A 21765-nucleotide genomic window follows, 5' to 3' on the forward strand; every position below is an offset into this window, starting at 1 on the left:
GGAGGAAGTCGTATGGTTTATAGTTGTGCCTCCCATATAGGAAAAGTAAGAAAAAACAATGAAGACTATTGTGAGGGAGAAGTTATAGATACAGAACATGGTCCAATAGGAATATTTGCCATAGCTGATGGAATGGGTGGACATAAAAAGGGGGAAGTCGCCAGTAAGTTAGCAGTAGAAAATATAATTGATTTTCTAAAAGAAAACTTATTACAGCATGATAATGTAAAAATAGACTATATAGATGATATACTAAAACAGGCTTATAATAATGTAAACTCAATTGTGCACAAGAAATCTATGGAAGATATAGCATTTGAAGGAATGGGAACTACATTAGTTACAGCTATAGTGTATAATAATGTCTTATATGTGGCAAATGTTGGAGATAGCAGATGTTATTTGTTAACAGATGAAAAATTTGATAAAATAACTATAGACCATTCTGTGGTTGAAGAACTTATGATGGCTCATGTTATTACAGAAGAAGAAGCGAGAAGACATCCACAGAGAAATAGAATAACTAGAGCAATTGGAACAGATGATATGGTTGTTGTAGATATTTTTAAGAAGGAAATCAAAAAAAGTGATATAATACTTCTTGCAACAGATGGATTAACTGGGTTTATTTATGACGAAGATATAAGAAGTTTAATATTAGATTATGAATATGAGAGAATTAGTGATATAAGTGATGAATTGATAAGCATGGCCAATGATGTTTCTGGTAAAGATAATGTTTCGGTGATAGTAATAAAAGTATAATTAGGACGGTGATATTGTGGGAGATACAATTTTAGGAAATCGATATGAAATCATCAGGAAGATTGGTGATGGAGGAATGGCCTTTGTATATGAGGCTAAAGACAGATTATTAAACAGGACTGTTGCACTTAAAGTACTCAGACCTGAATTTGTAGATGACGATGAATTTTTAACAAAATTTAAAAGAGAAGCAGAAGCAGTAGCAAGCCTTTCACATCCAAATATAGTAAATGTATATGATGTTGGGGAAGATGGAAAAGTTCACTACATTGTAATGGAATTTGTAGATGGAAAAAATTTGAAGGAAATTATACAGGATGAAGGGATATTAGACGAATATACCGCACTGGATATAACAAAACAAATAGCTATGGCACTTAGTGCTGCACATAAAAAGGGGATTATACATAGAGATATAAAACCTCATAATATTCTCATATCCAATGAAGGAAGAGTAGTAAAAGTAGCTGATTTTGGTATAGCCAAAGCTGTCTCAAATTCAACTATGACTAATATTGGTAGTATAATAGGCTCAGTACACTATTTTTCACCAGAGCAAGCTAAAGGAAAGTTTGTAACTAATAATGCAGATTTGTATTCTTTAGGTATAGTTTTATATGAAATGCTGATAGGAAAAGTACCATTTAGAGGAGATAGCCCAATTTCTATAGCACTTCAACATATCAATGATGATATAGATTTTACATCAGAAGAGAAAGTTAGGATTCCTCAAAGTGTAAGAACTACAATAAAAAAGCTTACAGAAAAATCTAGTGCAGATAGATACCAAACTGCTGAAGAGTTAATAGAAGATATAGATTATATAGAAAAAAATATTGACTTAGATTTTATAAAGGAATACGATGATTTTGCAACGAAGAAAATTGATGAAAAAGAGATTAATAAAGCTGTAAATCCAGTACTTGCAAAGCCAGTTCCGGAAAAAGTAGTTAAACCTATAGAAGTTGCTGATTTAGATGAAGATGAAGATTATTATGATGATTTTTATGAAGAAGAAGATGAAGACGATGAAGATGAGGAAGAGATAATGAGAGCTAAAAAGAATCAAAAACCTAAGAATACTCAAAGTAAGAGGGCTAAGAAAAAGAAGAAAAAACAAGAAAGTCCTAAAGCTAGAAAAAGACTAAAAGTAGTCGCGGCAGTTTTGATAGTAATCTTATGTGCACAAGTATTCTTAGCATATAAATTTTTATTTGCTGGAGGATTTGGTAGTAAAGATTTAACTGTTCCTAATCTTGTGAATATGACATTAGAGGAAGCACAGAGTGCAGTTGAAAAAGAAGGATTGTCCTTAAGTGTAAAAAGTGAAGAGTATAGCAGTGAGGTAGATAAAAATTGTATAATATCGCAGACACCTGAAGGTGGAAGTACAAATATTAAAAAAGGTGACACCATAAATGTCGTTGTAAGTAAAGGTGCAAACGAAGCTTCAGTTCCCAATGTAGTAGGTATTACTTTAACTAATGCAAAAAAAATTATAGAGGAAAATAAATTGAAAGTTGGAACTGTCAAGTATGAGTATAGTTCAGTATATAAAGAAGGTACAGTTTTAAGTCAGAGCCCTAGTTCTGGTTCATCAAGTGTTCAAGAAGGTGATGAAATAGACCTATATGTTAGCAAAGGCTCAGAGAAATCAAATACGCCAACACCAACAACACCAAATAAGACTCCAACAACACCAGATGAGAATGATACAACAACACCTGGTTCAAACTCAGGAAATAGTGGAGGAAGCTCAGGAGGTTCAAACTCAGGAAATAGTGGAGGAAGTTCAGGAGGTTCAAACTCAGGAACTAACGGAGGAAATTCAGGAAATAGTGGAGGAAACTCTGGAAATAGTGGAGATAATTCAGGAAATAGTGGAGGAAACTCTGGAAATAATGGAGATAATTCAGGAGACTCAAACTCAGGAAATAGTGGAGATAACTCAGGAGGTTCAAACTCAGGAAATAGTGGAGAAACTCCAGCAGGAACTGGTGGAAATATTGGTAAATCAGAATAAATAGTAGCTAAAAATAAAAAGCTGTCCTTTTATAGAAATTATTTTCTTTAAAGGGGCAGTTTGTTTTGTATAAAATATTAGATTAATTATAAGGGAGATAAATATTTATGAATAAAAACAATAAAACAGTTTTGGTAACAGGAGGCTCTAGAGGAATTGGAAGAGCAATATCTAAAATATTTGCAAAAGATGGGTATAATGTATTAATAAACTTTAATAAATCAGAAAATGAGGCTAAAGAATTATACACTGTATTAAACGAAAAGGGTTTTTCTGTAAAATTATTTAAAGCTAATATTTCAAATAGAGAAGAAGTCGAAAATATGATAGATTATTGTATAAAGGAGTTTGGAGGATTAGATGTACTTATAAATAATGCTGGTATAAGCCAAGATAAGTTATTTACAGATATAACTGATGAAGATTGGGATAATATGATGAATATTAACTTGAAAGGAAGTTTTTATTGTTCACAAATTGCTTTAAAATACATGATATCAGAAAAAAAAGGAAACATAATTAATATATCTTCAATTTGGGGTATATCAGGTGCTTCTTGTGAAGTACATTATTCTGTATCAAAAGCAGGTATAATAGGAATGACAAAGGCATTAGCTAAAGAAGTTGCTCCATCAAATATTCGAGTAAATAGCATAGCACCAGGAGTTATTAATACAGATATGTTATCTGAATATAATGAAGATGAGATAGATGTTCTTGTAGAAGAAACTCCTTTAATGAGATTAGGAACACCAGAAGATATAGCAAATTGTGCTATTTTTTTAGCATCTGATAAATCAAGTTTTATTACTGGTCAGGTAATTAGCCCAAACGGAGGATTTGTTATTTAAAAAAAATGTGGTATTATATAAAAATAGGAAAGAATAACACTATATACTACTCATAAACAGTATAGGTTTATATAATTTTATAAAGGGAGGTATTTGATGCTAGAAGGAAAAATTATAAAAGGGATTAGTGGATTTTATTATGTAGATACAGAAAAAGGTCTTTATGAATGTAAGGCTAGAGGTATATTTAGAAAGCAAAAAGTAACACCTTTAGTTGGTGACAGAGTTAAAATAAGTGTTGTTGATGAAGATGAAAAAAAGGGAATTGTGGAAGAAATAGATAGTAGAGACACAGAACTTATAAGACCACCTATAGCAAATGTAGATAAGGCACTAATAGTATTTGCAATAAAAAATCCTAAACCAAACTTATCTCTTTTAGATAGATTTATAGTTTTGGCAGAAAAAGAAAATTTAGAAACTGTAATAATCCTTACAAAAGCAGATTTAGATGATGATAACATATTAGAGCATGTTAAAAAGATATACGAGCTTAGTGGATATAAGGTTATTCCTGTAAGTAATGTCACTAAGTTAAATATAGATAAAGTAAAAGATGAATTAAAAGAAAATGTAGTAGTATTTGCAGGACCGTCTGGAGTTGGAAAATCGAGTTTATTAAATGAAATAGATGAAAATTTTCAACTGCAAACAGGTGTAGTAAGTGATAAAATAAAAAGAGGAAAACATACCACTCGTCATGCTGAACTTTTAAAGTTGGAGTTTGGTGGAATGGTTGCAGATACACCAGGTTTTAGTTCACTTGCACTTGAAGACATAGAAGAAGTTGAACTTAAAGATTATTTTATAGAATTTGATAAATTTAATGATTGTAAGTTTGGTTCAAAATGTATTCATGAAAATGAACCTAATTGTGCTATAAAAGAAGCTGTTGCAAATGGAGAAATATCTAAAGAAAGATATGATAGTTATATACAGCTACTAAATGAAATAAGACAAAATAACAGTAGGAGGTATTAGAAACATGATTAAATTAGCACCATCAATATTATCAGCAGATTTTGCAAAATTATTAGAGGATGTAAGAAAAGTGGAAAGTGCAGGATGTGAATATCTTCATATCGATGTAATGGATGGACATTTTGTACCAAATATCACACTAGGACCACTTGTAGTTAAAAGTTTAAAAAAAGAGAATATAAATATGGTATTTGATGCTCATCTAATGATAGAGAATCCAGACCAATATATTGAAGAGTTCGTAAAAGCAGGATGTGATATAATAACTGTTCATCAGGAAGCTTGTACACATCTACATAGAACTATACAAAATATAAAATCACATGGAATAAAGGCAGGTGTAGTGCTTAATCCAGCAACACCAATAGATACTATTAAACATGTACTATCTGATTTAGATATGGTGCTTTTAATGTCTGTTAATCCTGGATTTGGAGGACAATCATTCATACCTTGTGTGTTAGATAAAATTAAAGAATTAAAAACACTTATAGATAGTAAAGGATTAAATATTGATATAGAAGTTGATGGTGGTATAAGTCCTAAAAATGTGGCTGAAGTTGTGCAAGCAGGAGCTAACGTAATAGTAGCAGGCTCTGCAATATTTGGAAGTGATGACATTCAAGAAACAGTTAATTTATTTAGAAAGAATGCTTCTCTTGAAGAATTAGTTTAGACTTAGGTATGAAAATCTGTATTGTTTTAAATGGTGAAATTGAAGATTATAAAATTACAAGAGATATTATACTTAAAGAATGTTATGACTGCATAATATGTGCAGATGGAGGAGCAAATCACACCTACAAAATGGATATAATACCAGATTATATTTTGGGAGATTTAGATTCAGTAGAAGAAGACAAGATAAATTTCTATAGAAATCAAGGTGTTAAATTTGAAAAATTTCCATCTAAAAAGGATGAAACTGATACAGAACTATGTCTTTTTTTAGCTAAAACTCTTAAAGCTAACCATATTGATTTTTTTTGTGCTTTAGGTGGGAGAATTGACCATACCCTTGCAAATATAAAGCTATTATATTATTTAAAAGAAGATGGCATATATTCTAGGATACTCTCAGATAAAGAAGAGATGTATATAGTTGAAAATGAAGAATTTACCTTGTTTGGAAACAAAGGAGATACTATTTCTGTAATAGCTGTAAAAGGAGATGCTAAAGGAGTAACACTTACTGGCTTGGAATATCCTTTGGATGATTATTATATGAAGTATTCAGTACCTATTGGAATATCCAATGTTATGTTAGGGAATTCTTGTAAAATTAAAGTAGAGCAGGGATGTGTACTTGTAATTAGAAATTTATAAAAATGGACTTTAATAATTGATTTTATATTACAGAGCAGATACAATCAAGTAAAATATATTTATAATTGTATCTGCTTTTTAATATATAATTATAAATAAATAATAATTTTTGACGCAAGGGGGATTTTTTGTGATAGACAGTATTATTTTTGATTTAGATGGAACTCTATGGGATTCAACTGAAGGAGTATGTAAGGTATGGCAAGAGGTCTTAGATAAACGTGAGGATATAGGTTTAAATGTTACAGTAGAATTATTTAGAAGTGTTATGGGCCTTTCATTTGATGAAATAGCAAAGCGTTTCTTTCCAGATTTAGATGAAGAAGAAAGAATGAATATATTAGATGAATGTTCTGCAAGAGAATGTGATTACTTATCTGAATATGGAGGCAAATTATTTGAAGACATAGAAAATACTCTTGGAGAATTATCTAAAAAATATAAATTATTTATAGTAAGTAATTGTCAAAAAGGATATATAGAATCTTTTTTAAAAGCACATAAGCTAGAAAATTACTTTATAGATTTTGAGTGTCCTGGAAATACTGGATTGCATAAAGGTGAAAATAATAAACTCATAATTGATAGAAATAAACTAACTAATCCAATCTATATTGGAGATACTCAAGGGGATGCAAATAGTGCTAAATTTGCTGGGATTCCTTTTGTATATGCAAAATATGGTTTTGGAAATGTGGATGAGTATGATTATTCTATAGAGTCATTTAAAGATTTGTTAGAACATGATATATTAAAATAAGGGAAGTTTAAAATTTGTTTTTAAATTAAAAAAATAATCTACAGGGGGACTTAAAAATGGAATTACAAGATACTATTTACAAAAGACAAAGTGTAAGAAAATTTAAAGAACAAGATGTTTTAGATGAAGATATTTTGAAAATGGTAAAAGCAGCAGGGGCAGCTCCATCAGGTAAAAACATTCAAAACTGGCATTTTGTAGTTATAAAGCGTCGTGATTTAATGGAAAAGATAGCAGATGTGATAACTAAAAAACAACAAGAAATACTTGTAGAGATGGACAAAGTATCAGTAGAAAAAGCTAATAGATTTAGAAAATTTGTGCCAAACTTTACTTTATTTTATTTAAAAGCTCCAGTTTTGGTATTAGTTTTTACAAAGGTATACAACCCATCAGGCTATTATGAGTTAGAACTTATAAATGCACCTAAAGAGACTATAGATAAGTTATTTATAAGAAATCCAGGCATGCAAAGTTTAGGAGCAGCAATTGAAAACTTTACATTATCAGCAATTGAACTTGGGTATGGTTCTTGTTGGTTGACAAGTCAAAACTATGCAGCAGATGAGATAGAATCTGTTTTAGAGGCAGAAACAGGGTTTGAAAAAGGCGAATACTTCTTAGGTGCAATGTTAGCACTTGGAGTACCAGAAGACAACTTAAGAAGTCCATCTAAAAAACCAGTGGAAGACATATGTACATTTATAAAATAAAAACAAGAATTTTTATAAAAAGTAAATAAACTAAAAATAAGTATGCAAAAACTAAAAAGTAGATTTTATTGATATTAAATTTATGTTTCAGGTTGTTGATTTAATTAATACAATAATACCTACTTTTTTTGTGTATATTAAAACAAGTAAATTTAAATCTTTAGAAAATCTTTAGAAAAGTATATATAATATCTTAAGTTTTTAGCTTTAATATTAGATATATAAATAAAGTAAAACAGTATTGAAGTTAAATTAAAGGGAGGGTTCTAAAATGGACATCAAAGATAAATAATTAGAATAGACCACTATAAATTTATAAAAAAATGGAAAAACTTCTATCATATTGTATAATCATATATGTAAAGGTAGTTTATAAATTAATTGATATAAAGGAGATTAAAATGAATTCATATAATATTTTGGTGGTAGAAGATGAAAAGGAAATAGCAGATGCTATAGAAATATACCTTTTAAATCAAGGGTATAATGTTTTTAAAGGTTACAATGGATTGGAAGGTCTTAAAATTATAGAAAGCCAAGAAATACACTTAGCTATAGTTGATATAATGATGCCTCAAATGGATGGAATAACGCTTACAATGAAACTTAGAGAAAATCATAATTTTCCAGTGATAATGTTATCTGCAAAATCAGAAGAAGTTGATAAAATAATGGGGCTTAACATCGGAGCGGATGATTATGTAACAAAACCTTTTAAGCCATTAGAGTTATTGGCTAGAGTTAATTCGCAACTTAGAAGATATACTAAGTATCTAAATATGATAAAAAATAAAGAAGAAAGTTCAGAAAATAATGAAGGTATATTTGTAATAGGTGGATTAGAATTAAATGAAAATACAAAAGAAGTCAGTATTGATGGAAATTATATAAAAACAACTCCTATAGAATTTAAGATATTAAGTTTACTTATGAGAAATGCAGGAAGGGTTTTTTCTGCAGACGAAATATATGAAAGAGTTTGGAATGAAAATGCTGTAAACACAGATACAGTTATGGTACATGTTAGAAATATAAGGGAGAAGATAGAAATTGACCCAAAAAATCCAAAATATTTAAAGGTGGTGTGGGGTGTTGGATATAAAATCGAAAAAATTTAAGGAAAAATATATAATCAGTGTGATAGTCTTTATACTTATGTTATCAGCATCATTAGGTATGATTAGCCAATATTCGACTATACAGTCAGCTGCTAAAGGTGGAGCTAAAAATCCATTTGAGCAAGAAGGATTTGTAGATAGCATATATAAAGGAAGTTATGTTTTAGACCACAATATGAAAGAAGAACAAGAAGGTAAGATGATACAACCTTCGAAGCTTTTTTTAAGTGAAGAAACTATAAATTATATAAAAAATACTAGTAAAGAGAAAAGCGCATATGAAGGTTCAGAAACCTATTACACTGATGAGAGTATTAATGCAGATTTTAATGAAAAATTTGATGAATGGGAATCTTTTATTGATAATTCAAGTAAAAACTTAAAATACTATTTAGTTGATAAAGAAAATAACTTTGAGCTTTTTAATGAGAATAAAGAGTTAAAAGCACTGGATACAACAAAAAATGACACTTCAAAAGAGGAATCTGATAAAAAGCAGCCTCAAGAGACAACTATGAATGATGAGGAAAGACAAGAAAAGATTAAAAATATAAAAGCAAATTATAGGTTTTACCTTGTGATGAATTTTGATAAAGATGGAAAAGTAAATATTGTAGACTCTTATGGAGTAGACCAAAAGATTATCAGCCAAATGTTATTATCTAAATCTAGAGAAGATTTGATGGAGACAGATTTAGATGGAAATTCAATCTCATATAAATTATCTCCAATAAAAAATAAAACATTGGTATATGCGGTACCTAAAGTAATAAGCCAAGATAATTCATATAGCTCATATAATAATTATGGGATGATTTATAGTAGTGATGATATAAGTAGATATATAAATAATGTAGAGAATAATTCTTATTATGAAATTTCTGCAATGATTATAAAAATCATAATATCTATAGTTGTAATTGTAGCTGTAGCATTTCCATATAGAAAATCTAAAGAGTTATTAGGGTTTGAGATAATCACAAGAATACCGTTAGAGTTACTTTTTATTGCTATTGTTATTATACAGAGTATCGTAGCTTTATATCCTACTGATATAATAAGTAACACATTGAATGGAAATTATGTCGAGTATCTAATAAAAAATGATATAAGTGGTAAAATGGCAAATATATTAGTAAGCTCAATGAATTTAATTTATTGGTTTGTAATCTTCTCAATAATATTTGTATTTATAGTACTTTTAAAACATATTCTAAACGTTGGAATAAAAGAGTACTTTGTAAAAAATACTTTGACAGGGATGTTTTTAAAATGGTTTAAAAAATCAAGTAAAGTAGTTATTAATCAAGTTAGAATGACAAATTTAAAGGAAAAGCCAAATAAAACTATAGCTATAATTTTAGCAGTAAACTTATTAATTATAGTTATAATGTGTAGTATGTGGTTCTTTGGAATAATACTTGCATTAATTTACTCAATAGTTTTATTTAAGGTATTGTCAGATTACTCTAAGAAAACAATACGTGAATACAATCAACTTTTAGATGTTACAAAGAAAATTTCAGATGGAAATTTAGAAGCAAATATGGAAGATGATTTAGGGTTCTTTAATCCTATTAAAGATGAGCTTGGAAATATTCAATCTGGATTTAAAAAAGCTGTAGATGAAGAAGTTAAAAGTCAAAAAATGAAAACAGAGCTTATATCAAATGTGTCACATGACTTAAAAACACCTTTGACATCTATAATCACTTATATAGATTTACTAAAGGATGAAAATATAACAGATGAAAATCGTAAAATGTATATTGATACATTGGATAGAAAGTCACAAAGACTACAACACTTAATAGAAGATTTATTTGAAGTGAGCAAAGTAAATAGTGGAGATGTACACTTAAACATAGTAAATGTAGATATTATATCTCTAATGAAACAGACATTACTAGAATTAGATGATAAGATAGCAGAGTCATCACTGAAAATAAAAAATAATTTTTCTAGCGAAAAAATAATATTACCATTAGATAGTCAACGTACATTTAGAGTATTTGAGAATCTTATAATAAATATAAGTAAATATGCAATGCCAAATTCAAGAGTATATATTGATATTTTAGAAACAGATAGACAAGTAAATATCATGCTTAGAAACATGTCAGCAACTGAAATTGATTTTAGTGTAGATGATATTATGGAGAGATTTGTAAGAGGAGATAAGTCACGTAATACAGAAGGCTCTGGACTTGGTCTAGCAATAGCAAAAAGTTTTGTAGAGCTACAAGGTGGTAAAATGAAGATAGATATAGATGGAGATTTATTTAAAGTTACAATTACTTTTAATAAAAATTAAGTTAGATTTTTATCACAGATTATAACTATATAATTTGAAAAATAAAATTTTTTAAGAGTGCTATTTTAAAGTAGCACTCTTTTTATTACTTTACATTGATTGTTATCTTGTATAGAATACTATGGAATCTCTTAGAAACTTTGCTAGTCCAGGCTGTTCTTTATCATAATATGATGTAAAACGTTCATCATCTACATACATCTGTGCTAAAGCAGCATGAGCTTCCTTAGAATAGGTATTCCAAGTGTAACTCAACCATTTATGATGCAATCTTGCAACTTCTTGAGAAAGTTCATTAGATGCATTACCAGTTTTAAAAGCTTTTTTGAGTTTACTAATTATCTCAGTACTTAAATCCTGCCAGTCCTCATAATCTTTTTTAGACATATTTTTTAATTTTCTATTTGATTGATTGATTACATCTTCACCATATTTTTCCCTAATTTCAGTTCCATAATTTTTTTCATTTTCATCAATCATCTTTTCTTTAAAACCTTCAAATTTTTCTAAATCTGTCATAATATATTTTCCCTCCTTCAATGCTATAGTTTTAGTTACATTTTCTATCAGTAAGTCAATTTGTTTTCTTTTAGCTAGTAATTTGCTATGATGTTCTTTTAATGCATTTAGACTGTCAAAAGTTGGTGAGTTTATAATGTTTTTTATATTTTCTAAGCTAATGCCTAACTCTCTATAAAAAAGTATTTGTTGTAGCTTATTAACTTCATTTTGACCATATATACGATAACCTGAGGAATTTATTTTAAGTGGCTTAAGAAGCTCGATTTCATCATAGTATCTAAGGGTTCTAGTACTTATACCAGCTATTTTACTTAATTTCTGAACTGTATATTCCATAAGTAATACCTCCTATAAATTAAATATACACTTTTACGCAACGTCAATGTCAATATATTAAAATATAAAAATTCATATCTTTTAATAAAAATATAAAAAAATATCTTTATTGGATATTTTAATCATAAGTGTCAATAATCACTAGTGAAAATTAAAAAATAAAATTTATAGATTATTTTTATCAAAAGATAGAGAATCTATAACCTGGGAGGAATTGTATGAATTTAAAAAGAAGCAAAGAAAAACGTGAAGAATATAGAAGGCTGTATTCAGATAAAGAAAGTTTTTTAAGTTTGATTCAAAATTTTACAAGCGTCTCAATAGCAAAGGAATTAACTCTTAAAAGTATAGAGTTAGAAACATCTTTTATATGTGAATATAAAGGAAAGGAAGTAGATATAATTTATAAAGTTTTTTCTAAAAATCGTAAAATTTCACACTATATAGTGTTGGAGTTTCAAACAGAAATGGATACTGAGATTGTACCAAGATTAAAATCATACAGAGAGCAAATTTGGAAAAGCTTTATAATGAAAAAGAGTCTTGAAGAAATAGAAAGCAAAGATTTTAAACTCCCAAAAGTTATACCAGTAGTTCTATATAGTGGACCTGAAAGGTTAAGTAAAAAAAGAGGTATTTTAGATATTATAGAATCTGCATCAGAAGATAGTAATAATTCCAGTATAAAAAATTAAAATTACATAATGTATTTATCGGTCTAAAATAGGAACTTATCGCATAAACTTAAATATGAAAATATTTGTAGATACAAGTTCTATGTGGAGGTGTTCCATGAGAAATAACAAGTCTAAGGTATTGCTAGGAATACTGTGTCTAGCAACAGGAATGGCAGTAATTTTATCTATGTTGCTTCCTGGCTGGATTTGGTCAGCACTTACCGCATTAATACTTATTGGATGTGGAGCATTATTATTTTTTTGTTAAAATAATTTTAACTATAAAGTGTGGGGTGAGTATTGATGAAAGTAGTAACAATAAAGTTACCAAAATGGATTTCAAACATAGTTTTAAAATTTATGAGAAAGAGTAAAAATGATTAAATTTAAAAAGCCTACTTTCGGAAGTAGGCTTTTAAACGTGGCTATTAAGCTCTTTCAATCTTACCAGAACGTAAACATCTAGTACAAACTTTTACTCTCTTAGGAGCTCCATCTATAATCGCTCTTACGCTTCTTAAATTAGCTGACCATGTTCTTTTATTATGTTTATTTGAGTGTGATACTTGGTTTCCAGAAACCTTACCTTTACCACATACGCTACATACTTTTGCCATCTACGCACACCTCCTTAAAATGATAACTATTTAAAGACTAAAAACATATTTATATTATCATAAATAACAAAAATTTGCAATAGAAATATATATTTGCCTTACATATATTGAAGAATTTCTCATTATCATATAAAATTATATATATAATTTTATATAAAGTAAATATATTTGAAAAATAATTATTATTTTTCTTTAAATATATAGACAGTACAAGAAATTTTATCCAAAAACTTTTCTAGGTTTAAATTATACCATATTTATAGTATGATATGATTATAATTTTATATAATAAATAAGTAAAAATAGTAAAAAATAAATTAAGAAACATTTTTAATAAAAAAAACTTAAGGGGGTCAACCATGAGTGCAAAGGTAATGAATCAATATGGAAGTATAGAAATAGATAATCAAGTAATAGCTCAAGTCACATATAGAGCTGCAATGGAAAGTTATGGTCTAGTAGGTTTAGCATCTAAATCTAAAGGAATAGTAGAATTATTAAAAGGTGAAAATGCTACTAAAGGTGTTAGAGTAGAAGAAGTAGAAGAAGATGCCATAGCAATAGAACTTTATGTTATAATACAATATGGTACAAATATATCTACAGTTGCAAATAACATAATAGATAGAGTTAAATATGTAGTTGAAAAGATGACTGGTGTAAGAGTCACTAAAATTGATATTAATGTACAAGGAATAAGAGTGAAGTAATTTTATAGGAGGAAAGAAATGATTCAGTATATAGATGGTAAAAGGTTAAGAGAGATGTTCATTTCAGGTGCAAACAATCTCCAAAACAATAAAGATTTAGTTGACAAATTAAATGTATTCCCTGTACCAGATGGAGATACAGGGACTAATATGTCCTTAACTATATCTTATGCCTTAAAAGAGTTAGCGAAAGTAGACAATGATAATATATCAGACATCGGAAAAGCACTATCTAAAGGTTCTTTAATGGGTGCAAGAGGAAACTCAGGAGTTATACTTTCACAAATAATTAGAGGTATAGCTAAGTCTATAGAGGGAAAAAGTAAATTATCAACAGATGATTTAGCAAAAGCTTTTAAAAATGGTTCTGATACAGCTTATAAAGCTGTAATAAAACCAATTGAAGGAACTATACTTACTGTAGTTAGAGAGAGCGGAGAGTTTGCAGTAAAAGCTGCTAAAAAAGAAAAAGATGTAGTAAAGTTTTTAAGTATGCTTGTAAAGGAATCAAATGCTTCACTAGAAAGAACTCCAGACCTTCTAAAAAATCTGAAGGATGCTGGTGTAGTTGATTCTGGAGGAAAAGGGCTTGTACTTATATATGAAGGTATGTTAGCTTCCATAAAAGGTAACAATATAGAAATAAAAAATACTAGCCTAGACACTAATATTGCAACAAATATAGACTTCCCAAAGAATAGTACTAGCACAGATGATATAAAATACTGTTATTGTACAGAATTTATACTAGAAAGTTCTAAAGTAGAAGATACGAAAATAAGAGATATAATGATGGCTTATGGCGATAGTTTAGCAGTAGTTGGAGATGATGGGGTCATAAAGGTACATGTACACACTAATGACCCAGGAAACGTGCTTCAAGAAGCTCTAAAGTATGGTCAATTATTAACTATAAAAATAGAAAATATGAAGTTACAACATGAAAATACAATATTGGAAGTAGAAGAAAAAAAAGAAAATGATAGTGAGCCTTTAGAGGAAGAAAGAGAATTTGGATTCATAGCTACTTCTATGGGTGAAGGATTAGCAAATATATTTAAAGACTTTGGTGTTGACCATATAATAGAAGGTGGTCAAACTATGAATCCAAGTACTGAAGATTTTATGAATGCCATAAAGGATATAAATGCTAAAAATATATTTATTTTCCCAAATAACAGCAATATAATAATGGCTGCTAACCAAGCTAAAGAATTGAGTGATAAAAATATAATAGTTATACCTACAAAAAACACACCTCAAGGATTTGCTGCATTAGTAACATTTAATGGAGAATTAAGTGAAGATGAAAATGAAGAAGCTATGATGAATGCTTTAAATTCAGTTAAATCAGGTCAAGTAACTTTTGCTGTTAGGGATACAGTAATGAATGAAATTGATGTTAAAGAAGGTAATATAATTGGAATTGCAGAAGGTAAATTATTATCAGCAGGGGATTATGTAGATGAAGTAACATCAAATCTTATTGAAAAATTGGTTGATGAGGATACTGCTATAATAACTTTATTCTTTGGTGAAGATGTTACAGAATCTCAGGCAAATGAACTTCGTACTTCTTTAGAAGAAAAATTTGAAGATGTAGATGTGGAATTATATTATGGAGGACAACCTCTTTATTATTACTTAATTTCAGTTGAATAATGATTATAAGAACCTGTATGACCATGTAGCTTTTATAAAGTTGGTTGTACAGGATTTTTGTGTAGTAGGTGATATATTTGTTGGATTTATATAAAGATGTTCAATATGTTAAAGGGATAGGACCTAAAAAGGCATGTAAGCTAAATAAGCTGGGTATATTCACATTAAAAGATTTATTGTATTATTTTCCAAGGCAATTTGAAGATAGAAACAATCTTAAGAAAATAGCGCAGTTGGAGAATGATGAAAAAGCTACAATAAAAGCAGTAATATCAAATATAAATACATTTAGTCCAAAAGAAGGAATGACTTTAACAAAGATTGATGTAAAAGATGAAACTGGTTCGGCTAAACTAGTGTTTTTTAATAAAACTTATATAAAAAATACATTTAGACCTGGAGATTCAATATTGGTTTTTGGAAAAGTTAAGAAAAGATTTAATAACTTAGAACTTACATCGTGTGAATTAGAGTACCTTACTAATTCACCTAAAAATACATGTAGATTTATGCCAGTGTATCAACTTACATATGGTGTTACAAATAAAGAGATTATGAGCATAATTAAGACTGTACTTGAAGATAAGGAATTAATTATACAAGAATATATGCCACAAAGAATTATAGAAAAATATAGATTATGTAATATAGATTTTGCAGTTAGAAATATTCATTCACCAAGCAATAAGGAATCGTTAAAAATAGCTTTATATAGAATTGTATTTGAAGAATTACTTATATTACAGTTGGGACTGTTTGTATTTAAAAGTGGAAGAAATAAAGAAAACGGAATAAAATTTACAACAAGTGAAAGTTTAAAGAATATAATAAGTTCTTTACCATTTAAATTGACTAAAGCTCAGAATAGAGCATTAGATGAAATTATAAATGATATGAATTCTGATAAAATAATGAATAGATTAGTTCAAGGTGATGTAGGTAGTGGTAAAACAGTAGTTGCTCTCTTAGCACTTGCAAATTGTGTCTTAAATGGTTATCAAGGAGCTTTGATGGCACCTACAGAGATATTAGCAGGACAGCATTATATTTCACTTACTGAAACCTTAAAAGATTTTGGTATAAATGTAGGTCTATTAATAGGTAGTCTTACAAAAAAACAAAAAGATATGGTATTAGAACAAATTAAAAATAATGAAATTGATATATTGATAGGAACACATGCATTAATTGAAGATAAAGTTGAATTTAATAATATTGGTCTAGTTATAACAGATGAGCAGCATAGATTTGGAGTTATGCAAAGAAGTAGACTTTCATTAAAAGGAATAAATCCAGATATACTGGTAATGACAGCAACACCAATACCAAGAACATTAGCACTTATACTTTATGGAGATTTAGATATTTCTATTATAGATGAACTCCCCCCAGGTAGACAGCCAATAGAAACACTTGCTATTGAAAAGAGCAAGAGAGATAGAGCTTACAATAACCTAGTAAGAAGAGAAGTTGAATCGGGAAGGCAAGTATATATTGTATGTCCACTAGTTGAAGAAAGTGAATCAATAGAAGCTAAGTCAGCTGTTGAATTAGTAGAGGAATTAAGAGCTGAATACTTCTCAGATTTAAGACTTGGACTTCTTCATGGGAAAATGAAATCAAGTGAAAAAGATGAAGTAATGAGTAACTTTAAGAATAAAGAAATAGATATTTTGGTTTCAACAACAGTTATAGAAGTTGGTGTCAATGTGCCAAATGCAACTCTAATGATAATAGAGAATGCTGAAAGGTTTGGACTTGCACAATTACATCAGCTTAGAGGTAGAGTTGGGAGAGGAAGCCATAAGTCATATTGTGTGCTAATTTACGACTCTAAAACAGATGTATGCAGGCAGAGAATGTCTATAATGGAAGAAACAAATGATGGGTTTAGAATTTCAGAAAAGGATTTAGAAATAAGAGGACCTGGAGAGTTTTTTGGGACCAGACAACATGGACTTCCAGAATTAAAAGTAGCAAATTTGTTTAAGCATATAAAAATATTAAAATTAGCACAGCAGGAAGCTCGATATATATTAGGTGAAGATAATAATCTACAATTGAAAGAGAATATTCCACTTAAAAAGGAAATTATAGATAAATTTAAAGATACATTGGAAGAAATTTCATTAAATTGATTTTAATTTATGTTAAAATATTATTGATGTAAGAATGTGCTGAAGGGAGATTGTCATATTGAGAGTAATTTCAGGAAAAGCAAGAGGATTAAAATTAAATACTCCAAAAAATGAAGATGTAAGGCCAACAACGGATAGAGTAAAAGAGTCTTTATTTAATATAATAAATTCATATATAATGGAAAGTGAAGTTCTAGATTTATTTGCTGGAACTGGTTCTTTAGGGATAGAGTGTTTGTCAAGAGGTGCCAAAGAATGTACTTTTGTAGATATTAGTAAAGAAAGTATAGAAATTGTTAAATCTAATATAAAAAAAGCAAGGGTTGAAAATGAGAGTTTTATTTTAAACCTTGATTTTAAAACTGCTATAGATAAGCTTAAGTTACAAAATAGTAAATTTGACATAATTTTTATGGACCCTCCGTATTATAAAAATATGTTTATAGAAGCTATTGAAAAAATTGATAATTCCAATTTATTGAATGAAGATGGAATAATAGTTGTAGAACATGATACTAATGATTTATTTCCAGATAAAATATGTAAGTTAGAAAAAACTAAAGATAAAAAATATGGAAATACTACATTAACTTTTTATAAGATGGAGGCATAAAATGGAAAATAAACCTAGAAAAGCTATATTTGCAGGAAGCTTTGACCCAATCACTAATGGACATTTAGATATTATTTGCAGGGCTTCGAAGTTATTTGACGAATTACAAATAGGAGTCCTAAATAATCCTAATAAAAAAGGTCTATTTAGCTTTGATGAAAGAGTAGAACTTATAAAAAAAAGTACAAGCCATCTAGAGAATATAAAAGTTGTAACTTTTGATGGGCTATTAATAAGTTACTGTCAAGAAAATGGAATTGGAGCATTAGTTAGAGGTGTAAGAAGTGGTGCAGATGTTGATTATGAGCTTCAAATGGCTCATATGAATAGAGAGCTTAATCCAGATATAGAGACTATAATTTTACCAAGTTGTACAAAATATTCATTTATAAGTTCATCTTTAATAAAAGAGGTTTTGCTCTTTGATGCTGATATAAAAAATTTGGTTCCAAAAATTGTTTTGGAAGAATTAAAGAAAAAAACTACTGGGGGTAATTGATATATGAAGATAGATTTAGAAATGATTGAACTATTTGATCAGTTAGAGGAGATATTTAGAAGTGCTTCTACAATTCCGTTTTCTCATAAATGCACTGTAGATAAGGATGAAGTTTTAGCAATAGTTAATGATATAAGAACTTTAATACCAGAGGAAGTAACACAGGCAGTCTGGATAAATAAAGAAAGAAATAAAATAATAAGCCAAGCTAAACAAGATGCTACAAACATAGTTGAACAAGCACAAAAAGAAGCTGAAAGAATACAGCAAGAATATCAAGAAAATATAGAAGAATTAAAGAAAAATTCTGAAGATGTAGTAAAAGCCTATGTAGAGTCAAGTGAACCTGTTGTTCAAGCAGACCAAAGAGCTAAGGATATAGTTGATAGGGCTGAAAGAATAGCCAATGAGATAAGAATTGGTTCAATTGAATATGCAGAAGATGTGCTTTCTAGTGTTGAGTATAATTTAAAAGAAATATTAGAAGAAATAAAAAGAGATAAAGCTGAACTTAGACCTAAAAAATAAACTTTTTTAAGTAGATGAAAACAGACCATATAATTATATGGTCTATTTTTTGTGTTGTAATTTAATAAAAGAGACTTTCAAATTAAAAATTTCACTAAAAAATTCTAGTTTATTTTAACTATATTGATTGCCATAAAAAATAAAATTAAAAATGGCACTATAGAAAAAAACTATAATAAAAAAAAATATATAGAAAAAACTGATTAGACAAGAAATACATGCTTTGATAATATTTTAAATGGAGTAAAATTATGTAGAATTACAATGAAAAAAGAAAAACCAAACAAGATGGAGGGAATTAAGGTGAGTATGTTGAAAAAATTGTGTTCACTAGCTATGGTGGCAATTATGACTACAACACTTATAACAGGGTGTTCAAGTGGTAGTGGAAAAGATGCAAAAAAGGATGGGGAAAAAGAAAAGCTAGTTCTTTGGATGCCACCAGTAGAAGATAATATGAAGGAAGTTTGGGACCCTATTTTAGATAAATTTGAGGAAAAAAATAACTGTGAAGTAGATTTACAGATAATTCCTTGGGAAAATTATTCAGAAAAATTTGCAACAGCCATAAGTGCTGATGAAGGCCCTGATGTTGGATATATGTATGCAGAAATGTATCCTCAGTTTATACAAAGTGGAGCAGTAGAAGATTTAACTGACTATGCAACTAAAGAGGATAAAGAACAATCTATTTACATAAAAACATCTGAAATGATGGGTGGAATGTATGGAATGCCATTCCAAGCAGCAAATCCAGGTGTATTATACTACAACAAAGATATTCTAGATAAAATAGGAGAAAAACCTCCTAAAACATGGGAAGATTTTAAAAGAATCTGCCAAAAAGCAACAAAGGATACTGATGGCGATGGAAAAATAGACCAATGGGGATTAGCTCAAGGATGGGGAGCTAAAACTTTTGGTAACATGAACTGGAACTGGTATCCATATTTATGGCAAGCTGGTGGAGATATATTTAATGATGATTTAAAATCAGTTAAATTTAATGATAAGAGTGGTTTAGAAGCAGCTAATTTCTTAAAAGAATTACAAGCATATGTACCTGAAGATTCTTTATCTAAAGATAGCAATGAAATGATAGAAAGTGTATTTGGACCAGGGAAAGCAGCCTTTACTATAATGTTGTCTTCTGCTGCAACAAGTGTATTTGATAAGTCATTCCCAGATTTAAATTGGGGATTTGTAACTGGTTTAGAAGACAAGAAAGCTGCAACTTTTGGAGCAGTAGACCATTTATCTTTAATGTCATCAGCAAAAGATAAAAAACTTGCATATAAATTAATACAACATATGTTAAGTGTTGAATCAATGACAGAATTCCATAAAGCGATACCAAGAGCACCAATAACAAAAGGGGAACCATATCAAGGTGATGAAAGATTTAAAGCAATGGTTGAAAATGATAAGGATGTATATAGACCATTGGTAGTAGGACCACATGGTGTTGAAATATATGAATATTTATGGAAAGAACTTCAAACTATGATTTCAGGAGATAAAACTCCAAAACAAGCGTTAGATGATGCTGCAAAATATTCAAATGATTTATTAGCACAATAAAAGTTTAAGGCTGTAAGATGTTATAAAATACTTTACAGATTAAAATTAGCATTGTATTTATAAGTACAATGCTAATATTTATATTGGAGAGGATAAAAATGAATAACTTAGTTAGAGAGTTTGAAGAAAATTCAACAAGAAAAAAATTAAAATTAAATATTAAACCATATATATACATATTACCATTGGGCATAATTTTAGTGGCATTTTATGTATTACCAATAATAATGTCAATATACTTTAGTTTTACAAAGTACAATATTATTAGTCCAGCAACATTTATAGGCTTAGAAAATTATAAAAAATTATTTACAGATGAGACATTAAAAGTATCTATTATAAATACGATTAAATTTGCTATTATAGTAGTACCTTGCCAGACTATTTTATCGTTGATTTTGGCAGTTTGGATTACAGGAAAAGGAAATAGTAAAATAGCTTCATTTGCTAAAGGAGCTATATTTATACCTGTATTGTCGTCTATGGTTTTGATTGGTATGGTATGGAGAGCTTTATTAAATGGAGAAGGTTCAATTATATATCAATTGTTAGGTGCTTTTGGAATAGAATCATCTAAACTTTTGGGAGATAGTAAAACAGCACTTCCTACGCTTATGTTTATATCTATGTGGAAAAATATAGGATATTTTATGGTAATTTATATTTCAGCTATAATGAATTTACCAAAACATTGTTATGAGGTAGCAAAGGTTGATGGAGCTACAAAACTTCAAGAATTTATGAAAATAACAGTTCCACTACTAAAGCCAACTACAATAATGGTTGTGTTTTTAGGAACAATATGGTCGTTACAAGTATTTGACTTGGTTTATACTGTGACAGGTGGAGGTCCAGGGATATCTACTATGAGTATAGTTATGCATGCATTTAACTTAAACTTTAAAAACTTCAATTCTGGATATGCAATGACTGTAGCAAATGTATTATTTTTGTTGATAGCAGTAGTTTCAATTTTACAAAATAAACTTGTAAAACGAGACAGTTCAGATTTTTAGAAAGGTAGGTATAAT

Annotated in this window: 22 protein-coding genes; 20 read left to right on the top strand and 2 right to left on the bottom strand. The window is 28.9% G+C overall.

Annotation, left to right across the window (positions count from 1 at the left end; genetic code table 11):
* Positions 1-12 precede the first annotated feature (12 nt).
* From JJC01_06530 to JJC01_06575, 10 genes are all read left to right on the top strand, one after another.
* A complete protein-coding gene (locus tag JJC01_06530; protein ID UDN59507.1) occupies positions 13-765 on the top strand; it encodes a Stp1/IreP family PP2C-type Ser/Thr phosphatase in 753 nt (250 codons plus the stop codon).
* A 16-nt stretch (positions 766-781) separates the two neighbouring features.
* The gene (gene pknB / locus JJC01_06535; protein ID UDN59508.1) at positions 782-2788 is read left to right on the top strand and encodes a Stk1 family PASTA domain-containing Ser/Thr kinase; all 2007 of its coding nucleotides are present in this window, start codon (positions 782-784) and stop codon (positions 2786-2788) included.
* 107 nt (positions 2789-2895) lie between these two features.
* Positions 2896-3639 carry an SDR family oxidoreductase gene (locus JJC01_06540; protein ID UDN59509.1) on the top strand — a complete coding sequence of 248 codons (744 nt, stop codon included), beginning with the start codon at positions 2896-2898 and terminating at the stop codon, positions 3637-3639.
* 96 nt (positions 3640-3735) lie between these two features.
* The gene (rsgA, locus tag JJC01_06545) at positions 3736-4620 is read left to right on the top strand and encodes a ribosome small subunit-dependent GTPase A (GenBank protein UDN59510.1); all 885 of its coding nucleotides are present in this window, start codon (positions 3736-3738) and stop codon (positions 4618-4620) included.
* A gap of 4 nt (positions 4621-4624) precedes the next feature.
* The gene (locus JJC01_06550; GenBank protein UDN59511.1) at positions 4625-5296 is read left to right on the top strand and encodes a ribulose-phosphate 3-epimerase; all 672 of its coding nucleotides are present in this window, start codon (positions 4625-4627) and stop codon (positions 5294-5296) included.
* Positions 5297-5304: 8 nt separating this feature from the next.
* Positions 5305-5946, top strand: coding sequence for a thiamine diphosphokinase (locus JJC01_06555; GenBank protein UDN59512.1), 642 nt, complete (start codon positions 5305-5307; stop codon positions 5944-5946).
* 130 nt (positions 5947-6076) lie between these two features.
* Positions 6077-6706: an HAD family hydrolase gene (locus JJC01_06560; protein ID UDN59513.1), complete on the top strand. Its 630-nt coding sequence runs from the start codon at positions 6077-6079 to the stop codon at positions 6704-6706.
* Between the two features lie 56 nt (positions 6707-6762).
* Positions 6763-7419, top strand: a complete 657-nt coding sequence (locus JJC01_06565) for a nitroreductase family protein (protein UDN59514.1) — start codon at positions 6763-6765, stop codon at positions 7417-7419.
* A 401-nt stretch (positions 7420-7820) separates the two neighbouring features.
* Complete coding sequence (locus JJC01_06570) at positions 7821-8537, top strand: response regulator transcription factor (protein ID UDN59515.1); 717 nt, start codon at positions 7821-7823, stop codon at positions 8535-8537.
* The gene (locus JJC01_06575) at positions 8512-10851 is read left to right on the top strand and encodes a sensor histidine kinase (protein UDN60136.1); all 2340 of its coding nucleotides are present in this window, start codon (positions 8512-8514) and stop codon (positions 10849-10851) included. Before JJC01_06570 ends, JJC01_06575 begins: the two co-directional genes overlap by 26 nt.
* Positions 10852-10953: 102 nt before the next feature.
* Here the strand turns inward: JJC01_06575 and JJC01_06580 are convergent, their stop codons facing one another.
* On the bottom strand, positions 10954-11709 hold the full coding sequence (locus JJC01_06580; protein UDN59516.1) for a MerR family transcriptional regulator: 756 nt from the start codon (positions 11707-11709) through the stop codon (positions 10954-10956).
* A 218-nt stretch (positions 11710-11927) separates the two neighbouring features.
* On the opposite strand from JJC01_06580, the gene JJC01_06585 reads away from it, so the two are divergent.
* On the top strand, positions 11928-12404 hold the full coding sequence (locus JJC01_06585; protein UDN59517.1) for an Rpn family recombination-promoting nuclease/putative transposase: 477 nt from the start codon (positions 11928-11930) through the stop codon (positions 12402-12404).
* Positions 12405-12501: 97 nt separating this feature from the next.
* Positions 12502-12654 (top strand): 2-oxoglutarate translocator, encoded by a 153-nt coding sequence (locus JJC01_06590; GenBank protein ID UDN59518.1) that lies wholly within the window; start codon positions 12502-12504, stop codon positions 12652-12654.
* 160 nt (positions 12655-12814) lie between these two features.
* Here the strand turns inward: JJC01_06590 and JJC01_06595 are convergent, their stop codons facing one another.
* Complete coding sequence (locus JJC01_06595) at positions 12815-13003, bottom strand: 50S ribosomal protein L28 (GenBank protein ID UDN59519.1); 189 nt, start codon at positions 13001-13003, stop codon at positions 12815-12817.
* Between the two features lie 359 nt (positions 13004-13362).
* Between JJC01_06595 and JJC01_06600 the strand changes: the two genes are divergently transcribed.
* From JJC01_06600 to JJC01_06635, 8 genes are all read left to right on the top strand, one after another.
* The gene (locus JJC01_06600; protein ID UDN59520.1) at positions 13363-13713 is read left to right on the top strand and encodes an Asp23/Gls24 family envelope stress response protein; all 351 of its coding nucleotides are present in this window, start codon (positions 13363-13365) and stop codon (positions 13711-13713) included.
* A gap of 18 nt (positions 13714-13731) precedes the next feature.
* Positions 13732-15375 (top strand): DAK2 domain-containing protein, encoded by a 1644-nt coding sequence (locus tag JJC01_06605; GenBank protein UDN59521.1) that lies wholly within the window; start codon positions 13732-13734, stop codon positions 15373-15375.
* An 80-nt stretch (positions 15376-15455) separates the two neighbouring features.
* Entirely contained in the window at positions 15456-17513 is a 2058-nt protein-coding gene (gene recG / locus JJC01_06610) for an ATP-dependent DNA helicase RecG (protein ID UDN59522.1), read from the top strand.
* A gap of 58 nt (positions 17514-17571) precedes the next feature.
* On the top strand, positions 17572-18126 hold the full coding sequence (rsmD, locus tag JJC01_06615) for a 16S rRNA (guanine(966)-N(2))-methyltransferase RsmD (GenBank protein UDN59523.1): 555 nt from the start codon (positions 17572-17574) through the stop codon (positions 18124-18126).
* A gap of 1 nt (position 18127) precedes the next feature.
* Entirely contained in the window at positions 18128-18625 is a 498-nt protein-coding gene (coaD, locus tag JJC01_06620; protein UDN59524.1) for a pantetheine-phosphate adenylyltransferase, read from the top strand.
* 3 nt (positions 18626-18628) lie between these two features.
* On the top strand, positions 18629-19153 hold the full coding sequence (locus JJC01_06625) for a hypothetical protein (GenBank protein UDN59525.1): 525 nt from the start codon (positions 18629-18631) through the stop codon (positions 19151-19153).
* Between the two features lie 264 nt (positions 19154-19417).
* Positions 19418-20734, top strand: a complete 1317-nt coding sequence (locus JJC01_06630; GenBank protein ID UDN59526.1) for a sugar ABC transporter substrate-binding protein — start codon at positions 19418-19420, stop codon at positions 20732-20734.
* A 98-nt stretch (positions 20735-20832) separates the two neighbouring features.
* Positions 20833-21750 carry a sugar ABC transporter permease gene (locus JJC01_06635; protein ID UDN59527.1) on the top strand — a complete coding sequence of 306 codons (918 nt, stop codon included), beginning with the start codon at positions 20833-20835 and terminating at the stop codon, positions 21748-21750.
* Positions 21751-21765: the final 15 nt, after the last annotated feature.

It is taken from the genome of Clostridioides sp. ES-S-0010-02, assembly GCA_020641055.1.
Lineage (GTDB): Bacteria > Bacillota > Clostridia > Peptostreptococcales > Peptostreptococcaceae > Clostridioides.

Excerpts from the sequence above, each read along its gene's own strand:
- JJC01_06580 (UDN59516.1), bottom strand. The coding sequence starts at position 11,709 with ATGGAATATACAGTTCAGAAATTAAGTAAAATAGCTGGTATAAGTACT.
- JJC01_06565 (UDN59514.1), top strand. The coding sequence starts at position 6,763 with ATGGAATTACAAGATACTATTTACAAAAGACAAAGTGTAAGAAAATTT.
- JJC01_06605 (UDN59521.1), top strand. The coding sequence starts at position 13,732 with ATGATTCAGTATATAGATGGTAAAAGGTTAAGAGAGATGTTCATTTCA.
- JJC01_06585 (UDN59517.1), top strand. The coding sequence starts at position 11,928 with ATGAATTTAAAAAGAAGCAAAGAAAAACGTGAAGAATATAGAAGGCTG.
- JJC01_06595 (UDN59519.1), bottom strand. The coding sequence starts at position 13,003 with ATGGCAAAAGTATGTAGCGTATGTGGTAAAGGTAAGGTTTCTGGAAAC.
- JJC01_06540 (UDN59509.1), top strand. The coding sequence starts at position 2,896 with ATGAATAAAAACAATAAAACAGTTTTGGTAACAGGAGGCTCTAGAGGA.
- JJC01_06630 (UDN59526.1), top strand. The coding sequence starts at position 19,418 with ATGAAAAAAGAAAAACCAAACAAGATGGAGGGAATTAAGGTGAGTATG.
- JJC01_06530 (UDN59507.1), top strand. The coding sequence starts at position 13 with ATGGTTTATAGTTGTGCCTCCCATATAGGAAAAGTAAGAAAAAACAAT.
- JJC01_06635 (UDN59527.1), top strand. The coding sequence starts at position 20,833 with ATGAATAACTTAGTTAGAGAGTTTGAAGAAAATTCAACAAGAAAAAAA.
- rsgA (UDN59510.1), top strand. The coding sequence starts at position 3,736 with ATGCTAGAAGGAAAAATTATAAAAGGGATTAGTGGATTTTATTATGTA.
- JJC01_06550 (UDN59511.1), top strand. The coding sequence starts at position 4,625 with ATGATTAAATTAGCACCATCAATATTATCAGCAGATTTTGCAAAATTA.
- coaD (UDN59524.1), top strand. The coding sequence starts at position 18,128 with ATGGAAAATAAACCTAGAAAAGCTATATTTGCAGGAAGCTTTGACCCA.
- JJC01_06555 (UDN59512.1), top strand. The coding sequence starts at position 5,305 with ATGAAAATCTGTATTGTTTTAAATGGTGAAATTGAAGATTATAAAATT.
- JJC01_06570 (UDN59515.1), top strand. The coding sequence starts at position 7,821 with ATGAATTCATATAATATTTTGGTGGTAGAAGATGAAAAGGAAATAGCA.
- JJC01_06625 (UDN59525.1), top strand. The coding sequence starts at position 18,629 with ATGAAGATAGATTTAGAAATGATTGAACTATTTGATCAGTTAGAGGAG.
- JJC01_06600 (UDN59520.1), top strand. The coding sequence starts at position 13,363 with ATGAGTGCAAAGGTAATGAATCAATATGGAAGTATAGAAATAGATAAT.
- JJC01_06590 (UDN59518.1), top strand. The coding sequence starts at position 12,502 with ATGAGAAATAACAAGTCTAAGGTATTGCTAGGAATACTGTGTCTAGCA.